Below are 18,632 nucleotides of genomic sequence, written 5' to 3'. Positions count from 1 at the left end.
CGGTTGAGTGGTTTCACGTGAAACCCGCTCCGCTCGCGAGCCGCGATCCTGAAGCACGCAGCAGATCCACGATCGAGACAACTACCGGCCACCCTGCTAGGGGAGCGGACACGCTCAGAGCAAGCACAGGTCTGAGGACAGACTTCGCACCGTAGCCGGACAGCCTCATTCAGTTTAGTCCGCACCGACCCGCCACCCGACGTCGGGAACCGATTTCCACAGGTTGCCGATCTAACCCACAACCTGACGCCACGCGTCGACCGGAGCTTCAGCCCCTGGTCTTGTTCCACGTGAAACACAGGGCCAGCCGCGAACGGTATTGATCGAACTGGGCAGTCGGACACGAGCGGGGTTTCACGTGAAACTCGTTCAGAGCATCAGATGACGCTAACCCGGAGAATCACACGGACGTAAGTCAAAACAACCGAATGGGAGAGTTACGGACAAGGCCTTAGACCCTGGACCCATAAAGTCACTGTGTCGAAAAGACGATCCCCGCGACACCCTGTTGTCAGAGCGTTGCGGGGATCGTCTGCGGATATCCAACCGGGGCTAACCCCGGATCAGGGGAGTCGTCATTCCTTGATGACGACCACACGGCGGTTCGGCTCCGCCCCCTCACTCTCGCTGTAAACTCCGTCAACCGCGGCGACGGCGTCGTGCACGATCTTCCGCTCGAAGGGAGTCATCGGGTCGAGCGACTCACTCTCGCCCGAATCCCGCACACGCTCGGCGACCTCGTTGCCGATGCGAGCGAGACGGTTGCGGCGATCAGCACGCCAGCGGCTGATGTCGAGCATCAAGCGGCTGCGGTCACCGGTCGACTGCTGCACAGCCAGTCGCGTCAGCTCTTGGAGTGCGTCGAGCACCTCGCCGTTGCGACCGACGAGCTTGGTCAGGTCCTTGCCGCCGTCGATGCTGACGATCGCTCGGTCACCGTCGACGTCGAGATCGATGTCGCCGTCGAAGTCGAGAATGTCGAGCAACTGCTCGAGATAGTCGCCGGCGATCTCGCCCTCCTCGACCAACTGATCCTCTTCATCGATCTCGTCGAGATCAGCGTCCTGCTCGATGGGCTCCACAGGATCGACCTGTTCAGTGTCGTCACTCGACACAGTCTGGTCCGTCATCTTCTACCTCACTTAATGGAAACGTCTGAATGAGTCGCGGCGCCGTCAACGGCCGCCGGGCCGACCCTTCTTCTTATTGCGCTTGCTGCCGGATTTCCTGGCTCCGCCCGGCTTCGCTTGACTCGGCTTCTGCCCCGGAGACGGCTTGTTGGCCGCCGGCTTGGTCGTGCCCTGTCCCTTGGCTGGACTCGACTTCTTGCCGCCGGCGGACTTCGTCTCATCTGACGCGTCGTCCACTTCACCGTCGACGACCGCAACCGTGGTCGGTGCCCTCTTCGTCTTGTCGGGTCGGGCGCCGGGCTTCGGTGCTGCGGCCCTGAGCCGCTCTTCCTTCGCGGCCTTCGCCTCTTCTTCTTCACGTGCGATGCGTCCGAAGACAATGTGCTGCTGGCCGTAGGTCCAGAGGTTGTTGCTGACCCAGTACAGGAGGATGGCGACCGGGAAGAACGGACCGGTGACCAGAATGCCCAGCGGGAAGACGTACAGTGCGAGCTTGTTCATGATCCGTGTCTGAGGATTGTCCATCGCCTCAGCACTCTGCCGCGCGACCGAGGCCCGCGAGTTCATATGCGTGGCGATCGAGGCCACGATCATCAGCGGGATCACCACGGCGGCGATCTGCCAGCGCGAGAAGTCGATGGGCTGGCCAGGATCGACGAACGCCTTGAACTGGTCGACCGGTTCGGTGATGTACGACGAGAGCGGAACACCGAACAGTCGCGCATCCAGGAAGTTCTGCACCTGGTCGGCACTGAAGACGTAGTTGGCGGTATTGCGGGTCTGCTCGGCAGTCATGCCGCCGCTGGCCGAACCGCCGATCGGCATCGAAGTGCCCGCACCCATCCGGTTGAACGAACGCAACACGTGGAACAGACCGATGAAGACCGGGATCTGCATGAACATCGGCAGACACCCGAGGAGGGGATTGAAGCCGTGCTCCTTTTGGAGCTTCTGCATCTCCTCGGTCATCTTGACCCGGTCGTTGGCGTACTTCTTGCGAATCGCCTGCATCTGCGGGTTGATTTCCTGCATCTGCTTCGTCGTGCGGATCTGCTTGACGAACGGCTTGTACAGAATCGCGCGGAGGGTGAAGACCAGGAACACCACCGACAGGGCCCACGCTATTCCGTCCCAGCCGGGGGAGTTCGGCATGATGCTGTCGAACAGCCAGTGCCAGACCCACATGATCCAGGACACCGGGTAGTAGATGAAGTTGAGCACGGCTCACTTACCCCTATCTGAAGTTGGTGCGGTGGCACCACTGTTTGAAGTCTTGCTGCGCAGCCACTCCACGGGTCCTCGTTCGGGGACCGGGTCGTAACCGGGCTTGTGCCACGGGCCGCACTTCAGCAGGCGCCACGTCGCGAGTACCGAGCCCCACACGAATCCGTGTCTGTCGAGCGCCTCGACGGCGTAGCCGCTGCAGGTGGGTTCGAACCGACAGGTGGGCATTCGAGTCGGCGAGATCCACGTCCGGTAGAGCTCGATGACGAAGATCAGGCTCGCCCGCGGGAGACGATAGAGCCGCTGTCCGAGACTCATGGGACGACCGTTCCCCGGTCCGCACGCGCACAGGCAGCGGCCACCTTGCGGTGGGCGAACGCGCCGAGCAGCGTCTCGGCCAGTTCGGAACTCGAACGATCCACGATCCCGGGGTGCGCTCGCAGTACAACGAAGGTCTCCGGCGGGAGCACCGAGGGCGCACTCTCGGCGAAGGCACGACGAAGTCGTCGTGCGGTCCTGTGACGGATCACGGCGTTACCGACCTTCTTCGAGATGATCAGGCCGAGCCACGGCCCACCGTGCAGGGCCACGTCCGGGCGCAATCCACTCCCGTCCGGCCACGCCGGTGCGACCGGCGCCACGTGAACTGTCAGATCACGTGCCGAAACCCGCACACCCTTGGAGAGTGTGCGGGTGAAATCGGACTTCCTAGAAATCCGCGCCGAGTCGGCCGACACCGATTGCCCGGGCCGGATTCGCGACTCAGGCGGTCAGCTTGGCGCGGCCCTTGGAACGACGTGCGTTCACGATGGCGCGACCGGCGCGAGTCCGCATACGCAGACGGAAGCCGTGCACGCGAGCGCGACGACGGTTGTTCGGCTGGAAGGTGCGCTTCCCCTTGGCCACTGGAAACTCCTCGTGTTGGAACTGCAGGCGGTCTTCGGCCCCTCATGGATCGGCCGGGGCCGAGCTCGTGATGAGCGCGCGTTACCGCAGTCCATGTACAGGCGACCTTTCGAGGGTACTGGCCCCCGGAAACCAAATCAAACGACGGGTTACCTGCAGATATCTCCAGACCCGAATTACACCTGTGGGATTTGTTCACAGAACAATCCACAGGTGTGGACAACTTTGTGGACAACTCGCGCCGAGACCCGCGTTCGTGGCACCCTCTAGGTCTGAAACGATCCGATTCGACCAAACGAGGGGGAGCCAGTGGCCGGCGACCGGGAGTCATTCTCCGACATCTGGAACGCAGTCGTCGCTGATCTGTCGGCCAACACCGGTCCGGCCGAGGTGGAGCCGCTCACCCGACAGCAACGAGCCTGGTTGTCGCTGGTCCAGCCGCTGACGATGATCGAAGGATTCGCACTGCTGGCCGTCCCCAACACGCTCGTGCAGGAGCAGATCGAACGGAATCTGCGCGACGCGGTGCGCCTCACACTCAGTCGACACCTCGGCCAGAGCGTCGACATCGCGGTCCGCGTCGCCGAGCCGGAGGAGATCTCTCCCCAGCCCGTGGATGGTGCGGAAGCGGCTGGGGATACTCATCCACACTCAGGCGCCACAGGTGCAACAAACGTCACACCGGAACCATTCGTTCCGAGCTCCCCGTACGACGCCGCGAACGCCGCCGGCCCAGCGATCCCGACACCGACCTATCCCGCGAGTCCCGCGATCCCGTCCGACGAGCAGCTCGCTGCGCTGAACTACCCGCAGTCGGCGCCGCCGTCGCGTCCGGTGGAACCGCGCGAGTGGTCGAACTACTTCGAGCAGCGAGAGACGAGCGCACCAGACAACGGCACCACCTCACTGCATCCGAAGTACACCTTCGACACCTTCGTCATCGGCGCGTCGAATCGATTCGCACACGCCTCGGCCGTGGCCGTGGCCGAAAATCCGGCGCGCGCCTACAACCCGATGTTCATCTGGGGCGAGTCCGGCCTGGGCAAGACCCACCTGCTGCACGCCGCGGGCCACTACTCGCAACGACTCTTCCCCGGCATGCGCGTGAAGTACGTGTCGACCGAGGAGTTCACCAACGACTTCATCAACTCCCTGCGAGACGACCGCCGCGTCGCCTTCAAGCGCAGGTACCGCGACATCGACATGCTGTTGATCGACGACATCCAGTTCCTGGAGGGCAAGGAAGGCATCCAGGAGGAGTTCTTCCATACGTTCAACACGCTGCACAACGCGAACAAGCAGATCGTCGTCTCCTCCGACCGGCCGCCCAAGCAGCTCGCGACACTCGAGGACCGGCTCCGCACCCGGTTCGAGTGGGGCCTCATCACCGACGTCCAGCCACCGGACCTGGAGACGCGCATCGCGATCCTTCGCAAGAAGGCCCAGATGGACAAGCTCGCGGCACCGGACGACGTCCTCGAACTGATCGCGTCGAAGATCGAGCGCAACATCCGCGAGCTGGAGGGCGCCCTCATCCGAGTGACCGCGTTCGCCTCGCTCAACAACACAGAACTCGACATCACCCTGGCAGAGGTGGTGCTCAAGGCGCTGATCCCGGACTCGGGTCCGATGGACGTGAGCGCCGCGAGCATCGTGGCGGTGACCGCGGACTTCTACGATCTCTCGATCGACGATCTCTGCGGTCCGAGCAAGGTCCGTGCACTGACGCTGCCGCGGCAGATCTCGATGTATCTGTGCCGTGAGCTGACGGATCTGTCGTTGCCGAAGATCGGTGAGACCTTCGATCGCGACCACACCACGGTGATGCATGCGGACAAGAAGATCCGCAAGGAGATGCATGAGAACCGCAACATCTACGACCAAGTGCAGGAGTTGACCGCGCGCATCAAGCAGCGCGCGAACCGCTGATCGGCACACTGGCGCGCACTCTCGACGTCGGCGGCAGACTCTGACGAGTCCGCCGCCGACTTTTTTCACGTTTCCTCCGCGAGGGGGACCCCATGGAAATGCCCAGGACGCGCGTGCGTCGCACGTGTGGATGATCTGGTGACAACAGGGGCGATTTCTGTGGACAACAGGTGCGTGTCGGTTGAACAGTTCGATCCGTCCACAACCGCCCCGATTCATCCACCGCCGTCGTCCACCGGGAGTCCACACCTCGTCGGAGGCCGTGACCAGCACAGACGAGCTGTTACCCACAGAACTCACACCGCCTATTACTAAGAAGATTTCTTCTTTGAAGAAGATCTTTTAAAAGAAGCTGTGTGCATACACAGCCTGCGGCGACCGCGCGACCGCGTCCGCTTCGCCGGACGCTCCGAAGTCGCGACCGAGTTATCGATCCGGTTCCGCATCCGAGGCCGAAGCGCTCTACAGTGGGGTTCTGCGACCAACCACCGCCGGGCCCTGCTGCACCCTGCGCCAGACCCGGCATGTCGAGAAGGGGTTACACCACCGATGAAGTTTCGTGTCGTGCGTGACGAGTTCGCCGATGCTGTCGCGTGGGTGGCCCGGAGCCTGCCTTCCCGGCCGCCCGTCCCTGTTCTCGGCTGCGTCGTCCTGACCGCGGACGAGCACGGACTCCAGGTAGCCGGTTTCGACTACGAGGTCTCGGCCACCCAGACCATCTCGGCCGAAGTCGCCGAAGGAGGAAAAGCCCTGGTCTCGGGCCGGCTGCTCGCCGACATCACCAAGGCGCTGCCCAACAAGCCGGTCGACGTCACGATCGACGGCAGCCGCGTCGCGATCAGCTGCGGCAGCGCCAAGTTCTCGCTGCCGACGATGCCGGTCGAGGACTACCCCGAGCTGCCCGAAGTGCCGCAGAACACCGGATCGGTTCCTGCAGAGCTGTTCTCCGAAGCGGTCTCGCAGGTGGCCGTGGCCGCGGGCAAGGACGACACCCTGCCGATGCTGACCGGTGTTCGCGTCGAGATCGACGGCGACAAAGTGGTTCTCGCGGCCACCGACCGCTTCCGGCTCGCGGTCCGCGAGCTGCAGTGGAACCCGGCGGATGCGAGTGCGGCCGGTGCGGCGCTCGTTCCCGCCAAGACCCTCTCCGAAGCCGCGAAGTCGGCCGGTGCCGACGCCACCGGCAACGTCGAACTCGCGTTCGGCGCCGTGAACGCGATCGGCTCCGAGGGGATGCTCGGCATCACCAACAACGCGAAGAAGACCACCACCCGGCTCCTGGACGCGGAGTTCCCGAAGTTCCGCCAGCTGTTTCCGGCCAACCACACCTCGATCGCGGTGGTCGAGAGCGCCCCGCTGATCGAATCCATCAAGCGCGTCTCACTGGTGGCCGAACGCGGCGCCCAGGTGCGGCTCGACTTCTCCAGCGACTCGGTGCTGCTCACCGCGGGCGGCGACGAAGCCGGAAAGGCCGAGGAAGAGCTGCCTGTCCAGTTCTACGGCGAACCGATCATCATCGCGTTCAACCCCCACTATCTGCTCGACGGACTGGCGGCGATCGGCACCGACACGGTGGAGTTCGGGTTCACCAACCCGGAACCGGACGGCTCGGGCCAGCGTCGTGCGGCGATCCGCCCGGCGGTGCTGCGGCCGTCTTCCGGTGACGAGCCGGCCGCCGACGAGTCGGGTGCTTACGCCGCGTCGGCGAGCGAATTCAGCTATCTGCTGATGCCGGTCCGTCTCCCGGGCTGAGCCTCTGCAGCCGACCTGAATTCCTTCCCGGAGAGGACGCCATGCAACTCGGACTCGTAGGACTCGGCAAGATGGGCGCCAACATGCGCACCCGACTGAGGGCCGCCGGACACGAGGTAGTCGGCTACGACCCGCGGCCCGAGGTGTCGGACGCGGAGAGCCTCGAGGCGATGGTCGGCGCGTTGTCGACTCCGCGCGCGGTGTGGCTGATGGTTCCCGCCGGGGACATCACCAGGCAGAACGTCGCCGCTCTCGCCGATCTTCTCGCTCCGGGCGACATCGTCATCGACGGCGGCAACTCGCACTACTCCGACGATCGGCCCCACGCGGATCTGCTCGCCGAGCGTGGTATCGGGTACCTCGACTGCGGAGTCTCGGGTGGCGTGTGGGGTCTCGAGAACGGCTACGGTCTCATGGTCGGCGGCTCAAAGGCCGACGTCGAGACGGTGATGCCGATCTTCGACGCTCTCCGTCCGGATGGAGAGCGTGAAGACGGCTTCGTGCACGCCGGCCCCGTCGGCGCCGGTCACTACGCGAAAATGGTGCACAACGGCGTCGAGTACGGGCTGATGCACGCCTACGCCGAGGGGTACGAACTGCTCGATGCCGAGCCGCTGATCGAAGATGTGGCGGGCACGCTCCGGGCCTGGACCCAGGGTACGGTGGTGCGGTCGTGGCTGCTGGAACTGCTGGTCCGGGCGCTGGACGCCGATCCCGGCCTCGCCGGGATCTCGGATTACACCACTGATTCCGGCGAAGGTCGCTGGACGGTGGAGGAGGCGATCAGGCATGCGGTGCCCGCGAACGTGATCTCGGCGGCACTCTTCGCCCGATTCGCCTCGCGGCAGGACGAGTCGCCGGCGCTGAAGGCCGTCTCGGCTCTGCGGAACCAGTTCGGCGGCCACGCGATGATCGACACCGCTGGTCAGAGCATCGGCGAGACCGCTGGTCAGAGCTCCGACGAGACCGGTGGTCAGAGCATCGACGAGACCGGTGGTCAGAGCTCCGGCGAGACCGCAACGCCGAACTCGTGACGGCGAGGTAGCGGTTCGTTGTTCGTTCGCGAGCTGACTCTGCGCGACTTCCGGTCCTGGCCGCACGCGCAGTTCGCGTTGTCGCCCGGGACCACGGTCTTCGTCGGTCGCAACGGTTTCGGCAAGACCAATCTCCTCGAATCGCTGTTCTATGTCGCGACCCTGCGCTCGCATCGGGTCTCGTCCGACGCTCCGCTGGTGCGGACCGACGCCGAGGCGGCTCGGGTGACAGCAACGGTGGAGAACGACGGCCGCGAACTCACCGTCGAGCTGACGATCCCGGCCCAGGGCGCCAACAAGGCGACGATCAACACGCGACCGGTTCGGCGCACCCGCGAAGTGCTCGGAATCCTGCGTGCGGTGCTGTTCGCACCCGAGGACCTCGCACTCGTGCGCGGCGAACCGGGGGAGCGTCGCCGCTTCATCGACGAACTGGTGGCGCAGCTGCGACCGCTCGCGGCGGGCGCGAAGGCCGACTACGACCGGGTTCTCCGACAGCGATCCGCGCTGCTCAAGACTGCGAGTGCGGCGATGCGCCGGGGCGGGTCACAGGCCGATTCGGTGCTCGGCACCCTGGACGTGTGGGACGCCCAACTCGCCGAGACGGGTGCGCAGGTCACCGCCTCCCGCATCGCGGTGGTGCGGCAGCTCGCCCCGTTCGTCACCGAGGCCTACTCGTCGATCGCCCCGCACTCGAGGCCCGCGCACATCTCGTACCGGTCCGCCGCCGGCGCCGCCGTCGACGCCAGCCCAGGCGGTGACGACGCGGTGCCCGCGATCCGCGACATCCTCGCCGAGCGTCTCGCCGAACTGCGCAGCAAGGAGATCGAGCGGGGGATGTGCCTGGTGGGACCGCACCGCGACGACCTCCTGCTCGGTCTCGGCGACGAACCCGCGAAGGGTTTCGCCAGCCACGGCGAGAGCTGGTCGTTCGCGCTGTCGCTGCGGCTCGGCAGTGTCGAACTGCTGCGGGCCGACGGCGTCGAACCGATCATCATGCTCGACGACGTCTTCGCCGAACTCGACGTCACCCGGCGCAGACTGCTGGCCGAGTTCACCTCCGGCGCCGATCAGCTGCTGATCACCGCCGCCGTCGCCGACGACATCCCCGAATCGATCGGCGGACGCCGGATCTGTGTCGGAGTCACCGACGATGATGGTCGCAGGCACTCGGTGGTGACCGCCGACGACGCGCCCGAAGGGGGACCGACCTCGGCCGGGGCGTCCGGCGCGGATACCGCTCCGGACGAGGGGAGTGATTATGACTGACGAGAAACCCACTGTGCAGCCGGAGGGGCTGTCGGGGTACGACCTCGCGAGGGCTGCTCTGGAAGAGGCCCGGGCGCTGGCCCGCGCTCAGGGCAAACCCGTCGGCATGGGACGGTCAGCACCCATCAGAAGCAGGCGCCGGACCAGTGATCGATCGCGTCGGCGCTGGTCAGGAGCAGGTCCGGACCCTCGCGACCCGCAACCGCTGGGAAGCATGGTCGGCAGGGTCGCCAAGCAGCACGGCTGGGAGTCCCGCATCTCCGAGGGCGCGCTGTTCGGCATGTGGCCGTCGATCGTCGGCGACGACATCGCCTCCCACGCCGACCCGACGAGGCTCGAGGGAACCGTCCTGCACGTCAGGGCCGAGTCGACGGCGTGGGCCACACAGCTGCGGTACATGCAGGGTCAGATCATCGCGAAGATCGCGAAGGTGATCGGCCACGGAATGGTGACGAGTCTGCGGATCACCGGCCCCCAGGCGCCGTCCTGGCGGAAGGGGCCGCGGCACATCTCCGGACGCGGTCCGCGCGACACGTACGGCTGAGCCGCGCAACGATCGCCCGATTTCGACACGAGAGGCTTTAAACCGGATCGACCCATGATCGGTCCCGGCTTGAACCAAGTTCGTCGGTCTCCGTCGCTACTGGGGCGTGGTAAACGCGGCTCTGGGTTGATTACCAAGTACACTGGTCGGTAACTGTCCCCAACACGAATGGGAGCTGACCGGAGTGGCAGACACCAGCGGCAACGCACCTAAGAAGTCAGGCAAGTCAAAGCCGAGCGAATACGGTGCCGACTCGATCAGCATCCTCGAGGGTCTGGAAGCTGTCCGCAAGCGTCCCGGCATGTACATCGGTTCCACCGGTGAGCGCGGTCTGCACCACCTGATCTGGGAAGTCGTCGACAACTCGGTCGACGAGGCGATGGCCGGCTACGCCACCCGCGTCGACGTGACCCTGCTGGCCGACGGCGGCATCCGCGTCGTGGACGACGGTCGTGGCATGCCCGTCGGCATGCATGCGACGGGTGTGCCCGCGGTGGAGGTCATCATGACCCAGCTGCACGCCGGCGGTAAGTTCGATTCCGATTCATACGCGGTGTCGGGCGGTCTGCACGGCGTCGGCATCTCGGTGGTCAATGCGCTGTCCACGAAGGTCGAGCTGGAGATCAAGCGCAACGGTTCGGTGTGGCGGCAGACGTACACCAACGCCGAGCCGGGTCCGCTCGTCGAGGGCGAGGCCGCGTCCGGCACCGGGACCAGCGTCTCCTTCTGGGCCGACGGGAAGATCTTCGAGACCACCGAGTACAACATCGAGACGATCGCCCGGCGGCTCCAGGAGATGGCCTTCCTGAACAAGGGCCTCACCATCACCCTGACCGACGAGCGGGTCCACGAGGCCGTGCTCGAGGCAGAGGTGGAGGAGTCGGAGGACGGCGACGCCAGCATCAAGACCGAAGAGCAGAAGGCTACTGCCATCGCCAAGGTCAAGACGCGGACGTACCACTACCCGGACGGCCTCATCGACTACATCAAGCACCTCAACAGCCGCACCAAGGCCCCGATCCACAAGACCGTCGTCGGCTTCACCGCCAAGGGTGAGGGCCACGAGGTCGAGATCGCGATGCAGTGGAACGAGGGATACGCGGAATCGGTCCACACCTTCGCCAACACCATCAACACCGCTGAGGGCGGTACTCACGAAGAGGGCTTCCGCGCGGCGCTGACCAGCACGGTCAATCGGTATGCGATCGACAAGAAGCTCATCAAGGAGAAGGACGGCAAGCTCTCCGGCGACGACATCCGAGAGGGTCTGGCCGCCGTCATCTCCGTCAAGGTGGCCGACCCGCAGTTCGAGGGCCAGACCAAGACCAAGCTCGGTAACACCGAGGTCAAGAGCTTCGTCCAGAAGACGTGCAACGAGCACCTGGCGATGTGGTTCGACGCGAACCCGGCCGAGGCCAAGACCATCATCCGCAAGGCCGCGGATTCGCAGCAGGCCCGACTCGCGGCGCGTCGCGCACGTGAGCTCGTCCGCCGCAAGACCGCGACCGACATCGGCGGCCTGCCCGGCAAGCTCGCCGACTGCCGCAGCAACGACCCCAGCAAGTGCGAGGTCTACATCGTGGAGGGCGACTCCGCGGGCGGTTCCGCCAAGTCGGGCCGCGACTCGATGTACCAGGCGATCCTGCCGCTGCGAGGCAAGATCATCAACGTCGAGAAGGCCCGCATCGACCGCGTTCTCAAGAACGCCGAAGTCCAGTCGATCATCACCGCCTTCGGCACCGGCATCCACGATGAGTTCGACATCAGCAAGCTGCGCTATCACAAGATCGTGCTGATGGCCGACGCCGACGTCGACGGTCAGCACATCGCGACGCTGCTGCTCACGCTGCTGTTCCGCTTCATGCGGCCGTTGATCGAACAGGGACACGTCTTCCTCGCGATGCCCCCGCTGTACAAGCTCAAGTGGCAGAAGGGCGCCGAGCCGGAGTTCGCGTACAACGACCGCGAGCGCGACGCGCTGCTCGAGGCCGGCCGCGCCGCGGGCAAGAAGATCAACCCGGACGACGGCATCCAGCGTTACAAGGGTCTGGGCGAGATGAACGCCAGCGAGCTGTGGGAGACCACGATGGATCCGGAGGTCCGCGTCCTCAAGCAGGTCACCCTCGACGACGCCGCTGCCGCCGACGAACTGTTCTCGATCCTCATGGGCGAGGACGTGGTGGCACGCCGCACCTTCATCGCGCGCAACGCCAAGGACGTTCGCTTCCTCGACGTCTGATCCGTCCACCGACTTCGACTCCGCGGATCCCGGCAGTGCCGGGGACCGCACCCGATGCCAGCACGCGGCGTTGGCCGCAGGAAAGTGATTCATGAGCGACGAAACTGATCTGCCAGAGAACAACGGCGGGGACCGCATCGAGCCCGTCGATCTCGGGCAGGAGATGCAGAACAGCTACATCGACTACGCCATGAGCGTGATCGTCGGACGCGCCCTGCCGGAGGTCCGCGACGGCCTCAAGCCGGTGCACCGCCGGCTTCTGTACGCATCATTCGACGCCGGTTTCCGTCCCGACCGCGGCTACGTGAAGTCGGCCCGCCCGGTGTCGGAGACGATGGGTAACTACCATCCGCACGGCGACAGCTCGATCTACGACGCGCTGGTGCGTCTGGCGCAGCCGTGGTCGATGCGGTACCCGCTCATCGATGGTCAGGGCAACTTCGGTTCGCGAGGCAACGACGGCGCCGCCGCCATGCGATACACCGAGGCCCGACTCACTCCGCTGGCCATGGAGATGCTGCGCGACATCACCGAGGAGACCGTCGACTTCATCCCGAACTACGACGGCAAGACGCAGGAGCCGACGGTGCTGCCGTCGCGCGTCCCGAATCTGCTGATCAACGGTTCCGGCGGCATCGCGGTCGGTATGGCGACCAACATCCCGCCGCACAATCTGCGCGAGGTCGCGGACGCCGTGTTCTGGGCGTTGGAGAACCCGGAGGCCGACGAGGAGGCGACGCTCGCCGCCTGCATGGAGGCCGTCAAGGGGCCGGACTTCCCGACCGCCGGACTGATCGTCGGCAGCCAGGGCATCCGCGATGCCTACATGACCGGCCGCGGCAGCATTCGGATGCGCTCGGTGGTCGACATCGAGGAGGTCAAGGGCACCACTCAGCTGGTCGTCACCGAGCTCCCGTACCAGGTGAACCCGGACAATCTGATCAGTTCGATCGCCGAGCAGGTCAACGACGGCAAGCTCAAGGGCATCAGCAAGATCGAGGATCAGTCGTCCGATCGTGCCGGCCTGCGCATCGTCATCACCCTGCGACGTGACGGCGTGGCTCGCGTGGTGCTCAACAACCTGTACAAGCACAGCCAGCTGCAGACCAACTTCGGCGCCAACATGCTGTCGATCGTCGACGGTGTGCCGCGCACCCTGCGGCTCGACCAGATGATCCGCCTCTACGTGGCGCATCAGATCGACGTCATCATCCGGCGCACCCGGTACCGGCTGCGCAAGGCCGAGGAGCGCGCACACATCCTGCGCGGCCTGGTGAAGGCGCTCGACGCGCTCGACGAGGTCATCGCCCTCATCCGCGCGTCGGCCAACACCGAGGCGGCACGGACCGGCCTGATGGATCTGCTCGACATCGACGAGATCCAGGCCGATGCGATTCTGGCCATGCAGCTGCGTCGACTCTCGGCTCTCGAGCGGCAGAAGATCATCGACGAACTCGCCGAGATCGAGCGCGAGATCGCCGACCTGAAGGACATCCTGGCCCGCCCGGAACGCCAGCGCGCCATCGTCAGGGACGAACTCAAGGAGGTCGTCGACAAGTACGGCGACGATCGCCGCACCCGGATCATTCCGGCCGAGGGCGATGTGACCGACGAGGACCTGATCGCCCGCGAGGACGTCGTCGTCACGATCACCGAGACCGGGTACGCCAAGCGCACCAAGACCGATCTCTACCGCAGCCAGAAGCGCGGAGGCAAGGGAGTCCAGGGCGCCGGATTGAAGCAGGACGACATCGTCGCCCACTTCTTCGTCTCGAGCACCCACGACTGGCTGCTGTTCTTCACCACCAAGGGTCGCGTCTACCGCGCCAAGGCCTACGAACTGCCGGAGGCCAACCGCACCGCCCGCGGCCAGCACGTCGCGAACCTGCTGGCCTTCCAGCCGGAGGAGCGGATCGCGCAGGTGATCCGGATCTCCGGCTACGACGACGCGCCGTACCTGGTGCTCGCCACCCGCAACGGACTGGTCAAGAAGTCGCGGCTGGACGCCTTCGATTCCAACCGCTCCGGCGGCATCGCGGCGATCAATCTACGGGGCGACGACGAGCTGGTCGGCGCGCGGCTGTGCAGCGCCGACGACGACCTGCTGCTGGTGTCGAAGAAGGGTCAGTCGATCCGCTTCACCGCGGACGACGAGACGCTGCGGCCGATGGGACGTCAGACCTCGGGCGTGCAGGGTATGCGGTTCAATGCCGACGATGAGCTGCTCAGCCTCACCGTCGTCCGGCCCGACACCTTCCTGCTGGTCGCGACGTCGGGCGGCTACGCCAAGCGGACCGACATCGAGGAGTATTCGGCGCAGGGCCGCGGCGGCAAGGGCGTGCTGACGATCCAGCACGATCCCAAGCGCGGCGACCTGGTGGGTGCTCTCGTCGTCGATCTCGACAGCGAGATCTACGCGATCACCTCCAGCGGAGGCGTGATCCGGACCAAGGCCAAGCAGGTCCGAAAGGCCGGCAGGCAGACCAAGGGCGTGCGCCTGATGAATCTGTCCGAGGGCGACAACCTCATCGCGATCGCGCGCAATGCGGACGAGCCCGATGAGGACGAGGGCGCGGCAGACGACAACTAGCCCATCTCAGCGGTTAGGGTTTGGGGTAGTACCCGTTCAGTGAGGAATCGCCTGTGAGCACACCGAATCAGCCGGACGACAAGAACGTCGAACGCGGGGTCGTGCCCCCGCCGTGGAAGCGTGCGGAGACCTCCGCCGCGACCGGGCTGACCGCGGGGGAGATGGCCAAGGCCGCCGGGACGGTCGGCGACGACCGTCCCGGCGGTCCGCCCCCGCGCGGCGTTGTCTCGGGTGCTTCCCCGCGGACGGAGTCGAAGCCACCGGTCCCGTCGAGTCCGCCCTCCGGTCCGATGCCGGCGGTCAAGGCTCAGCAGGGGCCGACGCCTCAGCCCGGAAAGCCCGGTCCTGCGGGACCGCCGGCCGGCGCCCAGCCGGGTGCGAACCAGCCGGGTGCCAAGCCGCAGGCCCCGGCCGCTCCGGCTGCTGCGGGAGCGGCCAAGCCCGCCCCCTTCGTCGAGTCGGAGACGCGGAACATTCCGCGCGAGGATCTCGCACCGAAGGACGAGCTGCCCGATCTGGACTCCATTCATCACACCGAGCAGGCGAAGGAACAGGCCATCGCCCGCGCCGCGAGTCAGACGATCCCTGCCCGGGCCGTCGGCACGCCGCTGCGCGCCGCGGTTCAGATCCGCCGCGTCGACCCGTGGTCGGTGTTCAAGGTGACCGGGGTCCTCTCGGTCGCGGGGTTCTTCATCTGGATGATCGCCGTCGCCATCCTCTACGGCGTGCTGGGCGGCATGGGCATCTGGGATCAGATCAACAGTTCCTTCGGCACGCTCGTCAGTGCGGACGGCAGCACCAGCGGTCAGGACTTGATCAGCGGCGGCCAGGTATTCATGTTCAGTGCGCTCTTCGGTGTCGTCGCTGCGATTCTTCTCACAGCCCTCGCCACCATCTCGGCCTACATCTACAACGTGTGCGCGGACATGGTCGGTGGTGTCGAGGTGACGCTCGCGGATCTTGACTAGCGCTGTGACCAGCCGTTTTGGAGATGTATCGCGGTTCGGGTAATCTTCATTCTCGGTTCAAGGGCCTATAGCTCAGGCGGTTAGAGCGCTTCGCTGATAACGAAGAGGTCGGAGGTTCAAGTCCTCCTAGGCCCACCAGAATTCACCGGCCGGTGACCCGGCACGGGGCCTTAGCTCAGTTGGTAGAGCGCCGCCTTTGCAAGGCGGATGTCAGGAGTTCGAATCTCCTAGGCTCCACAATTTCGACAGAAGTCAGAGCTACTCCCTCTCACGAGGGGTAGCTCTTTTCCTTCCTCGGGCACATTCCGAGGCACCACACCACCAAGAATGGCCAACCTCCCGGGTAGCGTGCGAAGCCATGAGCGCCATCCCCAGTCACTGGATCCCACACCGTCGTGAGGACGGAGAAGTCGTCGGATGGATCGACCTCGAGTCTCAGGCGCCCGACCTGATTCCGTTCGACCGTCTGGGCCGGCCGCTGGAGCCAGTGGCCGATTGGTCCGCAGCCGAGGAAGCACTCGAAGAGCGCGGGCTGGGGTTCCTGCGCAACCGGTTTCACTACCGCGGATACACGGTGCGGATCCGGCAGCTCTACTCGGATCGCGTCATTGTCACCACCGCGGTCTCCGACGCCATCGGTGACGTCGGCGACGAATTCACACTCCCATTCCCTGCCGGAGAAGTGCTCACCGAGATCTAGTCGAGTTCCCGCCGCATTGTCACCGTCGACCGTCTCCCGACCGGTGATCCGTCGTACGCTGCACTGAGCTGGAACTTCACGAGCTGAGGAGAGAGCGATGCGACCACTCCGATACTCGATCAACGTGACGCTCGACGGGTGCTGTCATCACGAGGCGGGGATCGCGCCGGACGAGGAGTCGATGGCCTACTGGACAGCCGAGATGGCGAGAGCCGATGCTCTGCTCCTCGGCCGGGTGACGTATCAGATGATGGAGTCGGCGTGGCGGAGACCGCCGACCGGCGTATGGCCGGACTGGATGGAACAGTGGGAGGTTCCGTTCGCGGAGGCGATCGACGGGGCGAAGAAGTACGTGGTGTCGAGCACCCTGGCCACCGTCGACTGGAATGCGGAGTTGGTGTCGGGAGATGTCGGGGAAGCGGTTCGGCGGCTCAAACAGGAACCTGGCGGGGGACTGTGGGTCGGCGGAGTGACGCTCCCGCTGGCCTTGGCCGACTCGGGCCTCATCGACGAGTACGAGTTCATCGTCCAGCCGGTCCTGGCCGGGCACGGGCCGACATTGCTGTCGGGTCTGCGCGAGCGCATCCGACTCGAGCTGGTGCACCGTGAGGAGTTCCGGTCGGGGGCGATGGCTTTGCGCTACCGGCGTGTTGAGAATCCGGGCGGACAGTAGAGACGCGCTCCTCAGTCCGCTGAATCCCGACCGGCACGCGCCGTCCGTTCACGATGGCCGTGCGGCGCAGTCACTCCCCATCGTCTTCGGCACGGCGGCGCTGCGCCTCGGCCCGTTCGCGAACCCGGCGACGGAACTCCTCTTCCTCGCGGGCGGCGATCGCCGCCTTGTACTCGGGACGCTCGTATTCGGGGAAGCCGGTGGTCCGGGGTGGCACGGGAGCACCGCCTTCGGGGCGGCCGACCAGGAACCAGACCAGCGATCCGGCCAGCGGAATCAGGATCACGATCAGCACCCAGGCGACCTTCGGCAGGTGACGGACGCGGAACTCGTCGGCGATGATCACGTCGATCAACGCCGCCACCCAGATCAAGAAGACGATTCCACCGAGATACGGCATGCTGACTCCCCCATAGCAGTCGAAACGGATGCCTCACGGTAGCGCAGTACGCACCGCGCCGGAGGCGGGGAAGCCGGAATCGCCCGAGTTCAGGGCACCGGTGCGACGGTCGGCTGGGGCCGCGGGTCGGATTCGAGGTTCTCCTTGGCGAGCTCGCGAATCGTCGTGAACACGCGCTTGGCGGACTCGGCCCACGGCATCAGGATGGGGAAGACGTGGAACATGCCGGGTTCCTCCATCGCATGCAGATTCACGCCGCCCTCGCGCAACCGCTCGGCGAACTCCCGGATCGCGTCGCGGAACATCTCCTCGCCGCCCCAGCACACGAACGTGGGTGGGAACCACTCCGGATCCGGATGGCTGTAGACCGCCGAGACCCGCTCGTCGTTGGGCTGGATGCCCCGGAGATAGAAGGTGACGGGGATGTTCCAGGGCAGGACATCCTTCGACGCGTTGTCGACGATGGAGTCCTGCGACAGGTCGAGGTCGACCTCGGGCGAGAACAGCACCAACGACCGCGGCTTCGGCATGCCCTGCTCCTGCAGGTAGACGACCAGCGAGGTGCTGAGCCCGCCGCCGCCGGAGTCGCCGGCGACGATGATGTCCTCGGCGGGGATACCGAGGTCCATCAGCCCCTGGTAGGCATCGGCCGCGTCGTGCAACGCGGCGGGGAACGGGAACTCCGGCGCCATCCGATAGTCGGGGATGAACACCTGGCATCCCGTGAGGCGGACGAGTGCTGCAGCGAACATCAGATACATGTTCGGGGTGGTGCCGAAGTAGCCGCCGCCGTGCAGATACAGGATGGTCTTGTCGCGCGCCTTCACCTCCGGATCGGCCTCGCGCACGGCGACCTTCTCACGGCACCAGACGCCCTCTTGGCCGCCGACGACGTCGCTCTCGATCTCGACGCCGCCGAAGTATCCGACCACCGGATGGAGGATGGCCCCGCACACGGTGTCGAGGATCTTCTCCATGGAGCGGAAATCCTCGATCGGCAGGCTGACCGAGTATCCCAGGAACGATCGGACCGTGGCCCGGGTGACGGACTGACCTATGTTGTCGAGGATTCCCCCTGCGCCCTGGAAAGGCCGACTGAAGGGCACCCGAGCCAGCCCGTTGAGCATGTTGTCGACCAGACCCACCACCGTCAGCGCGGTGATCGGTCCGGAGGCTGTCTTCACACCGTCGCGGTCTGCCATAACCATGGCTCTCAGGATAGTGACAAGACCGTGCCGGACCGCGGTATCGGCCGACCACCGCATTCTCGATCC

At 65.5% G+C, this 18,632-nt stretch carries 17 protein-coding genes and 2 tRNA genes; 12 read left to right on the top strand and 7 right to left on the bottom strand.

The features are described 5' to 3' along the window. Window positions 1-575: 575 nt before the first annotated feature. The 5 genes from ABFX36_RS01940 to rpmH are packed head-to-tail and all read right to left on the bottom strand — an operon-like array spanning window position 576 to window position 3,260. Entirely contained in the window at window positions 576-1,130 is a 555-nt protein-coding gene (locus tag ABFX36_RS01940) for a Jag family protein (protein WP_045537109.1), read from the bottom strand. A 45-nt stretch (window positions 1,131-1,175) separates the two neighbouring features. Next, the gene (yidC, locus tag ABFX36_RS01935) at window positions 1,176-2,351 is read right to left on the bottom strand and encodes a membrane protein insertase YidC (RefSeq protein ID WP_222110784.1); all 1,176 of its coding nucleotides are present in this window, start codon (window positions 2,349-2,351) and stop codon (window positions 1,176-1,178) included. Between the two features lie 3 nt (window positions 2,352-2,354). Next, complete coding sequence (gene yidD, locus ABFX36_RS01930; RefSeq protein ID WP_006896765.1) at window positions 2,355-2,672, bottom strand: membrane protein insertion efficiency factor YidD; 318 nt, start codon at window positions 2,670-2,672, stop codon at window positions 2,355-2,357. Further along, window positions 2,669-3,091: a ribonuclease P protein component gene (rnpA, locus tag ABFX36_RS01925; RefSeq protein ID WP_045537112.1), complete on the bottom strand. Its 423-nt coding sequence runs from the start codon at window positions 3,089-3,091 to the stop codon at window positions 2,669-2,671. The genes yidD and rnpA overlap by 4 nt, the downstream gene beginning before the upstream one ends. A gap of 25 nt (window positions 3,092-3,116) precedes the next feature. Next, window positions 3,117-3,260 carry a 50S ribosomal protein L34 gene (gene rpmH, locus ABFX36_RS01920; protein WP_006896767.1) on the bottom strand — a complete coding sequence of 48 codons (144 nt, stop codon included), beginning with the start codon at window positions 3,258-3,260 and terminating at the stop codon, window positions 3,117-3,119. Between the two features lie 309 nt (window positions 3,261-3,569). On the opposite strand from rpmH, the gene dnaA reads away from it, so the two are divergent. From dnaA to ABFX36_RS01860, 12 genes are all read left to right on the top strand, one after another. Beyond that, window positions 3,570-5,189, top strand: a complete 1,620-nt coding sequence (dnaA, locus tag ABFX36_RS01915) for a chromosomal replication initiator protein DnaA (RefSeq protein ID WP_006896768.1) — start codon at window positions 3,570-3,572, stop codon at window positions 5,187-5,189. Between the two features lie 549 nt (window positions 5,190-5,738). Beyond that, a complete protein-coding gene (gene dnaN / locus ABFX36_RS01910; protein WP_006896769.1) occupies window positions 5,739-6,941 on the top strand; it encodes a DNA polymerase III subunit beta in 1,203 nt (400 codons plus the stop codon). Between the two features lie 41 nt (window positions 6,942-6,982). After that, window positions 6,983-7,975 (top strand): phosphogluconate dehydrogenase (NAD(+)-dependent, decarboxylating), encoded by a 993-nt coding sequence (gene gnd / locus ABFX36_RS01905; RefSeq protein WP_346074741.1) that lies wholly within the window; start codon window positions 6,983-6,985, stop codon window positions 7,973-7,975. Between the two features lie 18 nt (window positions 7,976-7,993). Continuing rightward, window positions 7,994-9,244: a DNA replication/repair protein RecF gene (gene recF, locus ABFX36_RS01900; RefSeq protein ID WP_346074740.1), complete on the top strand. Its 1,251-nt coding sequence runs from the start codon at window positions 7,994-7,996 to the stop codon at window positions 9,242-9,244. Next, window positions 9,237-9,788: a DUF721 family protein gene (locus tag ABFX36_RS01895; protein ID WP_006896772.1), complete on the top strand. Its 552-nt coding sequence runs from the start codon at window positions 9,237-9,239 to the stop codon at window positions 9,786-9,788. The genes recF and ABFX36_RS01895 overlap by 8 nt, the downstream gene beginning before the upstream one ends. Before the next feature lie 184 nt (window positions 9,789-9,972). Then, window positions 9,973-12,027, top strand: a complete 2,055-nt coding sequence (gene gyrB, locus ABFX36_RS01890; protein WP_006896773.1) for a DNA topoisomerase (ATP-hydrolyzing) subunit B — start codon at window positions 9,973-9,975, stop codon at window positions 12,025-12,027. A gap of 91 nt (window positions 12,028-12,118) precedes the next feature. Next, window positions 12,119-14,617, top strand: a complete 2,499-nt coding sequence (gene gyrA / locus ABFX36_RS01885) for a DNA gyrase subunit A (protein WP_006896774.1) — start codon at window positions 12,119-12,121, stop codon at window positions 14,615-14,617. 53 nt (window positions 14,618-14,670) lie between these two features. After that, entirely contained in the window at window positions 14,671-15,585 is a 915-nt protein-coding gene (locus ABFX36_RS01880; RefSeq protein WP_006896775.1) for a DUF3566 domain-containing protein, read from the top strand. 61 nt (window positions 15,586-15,646) lie between these two features. Continuing rightward, window positions 15,647-15,723, top strand: a tRNA-Ile gene (locus tag ABFX36_RS01875). 26 nt (window positions 15,724-15,749) lie between these two features. Then, window positions 15,750-15,822: transfer RNA gene (locus ABFX36_RS01870), tRNA-Ala, on the top strand. Window positions 15,823-15,943: 121 nt separating this feature from the next. Beyond that, complete coding sequence (locus ABFX36_RS01865) at window positions 15,944-16,285, top strand: hypothetical protein (protein WP_006896776.1); 342 nt, start codon at window positions 15,944-15,946, stop codon at window positions 16,283-16,285. A 97-nt stretch (window positions 16,286-16,382) separates the two neighbouring features. After that, window positions 16,383-16,958, top strand: coding sequence for a dihydrofolate reductase family protein (locus tag ABFX36_RS01860; protein WP_006896777.1), 576 nt, complete (start codon window positions 16,383-16,385; stop codon window positions 16,956-16,958). A 70-nt stretch (window positions 16,959-17,028) separates the two neighbouring features. On the opposite strand, the gene ABFX36_RS01855 is transcribed toward ABFX36_RS01860, so the two are convergent. Together ABFX36_RS01855 and ABFX36_RS01850 are read right to left on the bottom strand one after the other, a co-directional pair. Beyond that, on the bottom strand, window positions 17,029-17,358 hold the full coding sequence (locus ABFX36_RS01855; RefSeq protein WP_006896778.1) for a PLD nuclease N-terminal domain-containing protein: 330 nt from the start codon (window positions 17,356-17,358) through the stop codon (window positions 17,029-17,031). 89 nt (window positions 17,359-17,447) lie between these two features. Then, a complete protein-coding gene (locus tag ABFX36_RS01850) occupies window positions 17,448-18,566 on the bottom strand; it encodes an alpha/beta hydrolase (protein ID WP_039867593.1) in 1,119 nt (372 codons plus the stop codon). Window positions 18,567-18,632: the final 66 nt, after the last annotated feature.

Source organism: Gordonia cholesterolivorans, from assembly GCF_039531975.1.
Lineage (GTDB): Bacteria > Actinomycetota > Actinomycetes > Mycobacteriales > Mycobacteriaceae > Gordonia > Gordonia sihwensis.
Note: the sequence above shows the minus strand (reverse complement) of the source record. Positions and strands in the feature narration are given on the sequence as shown.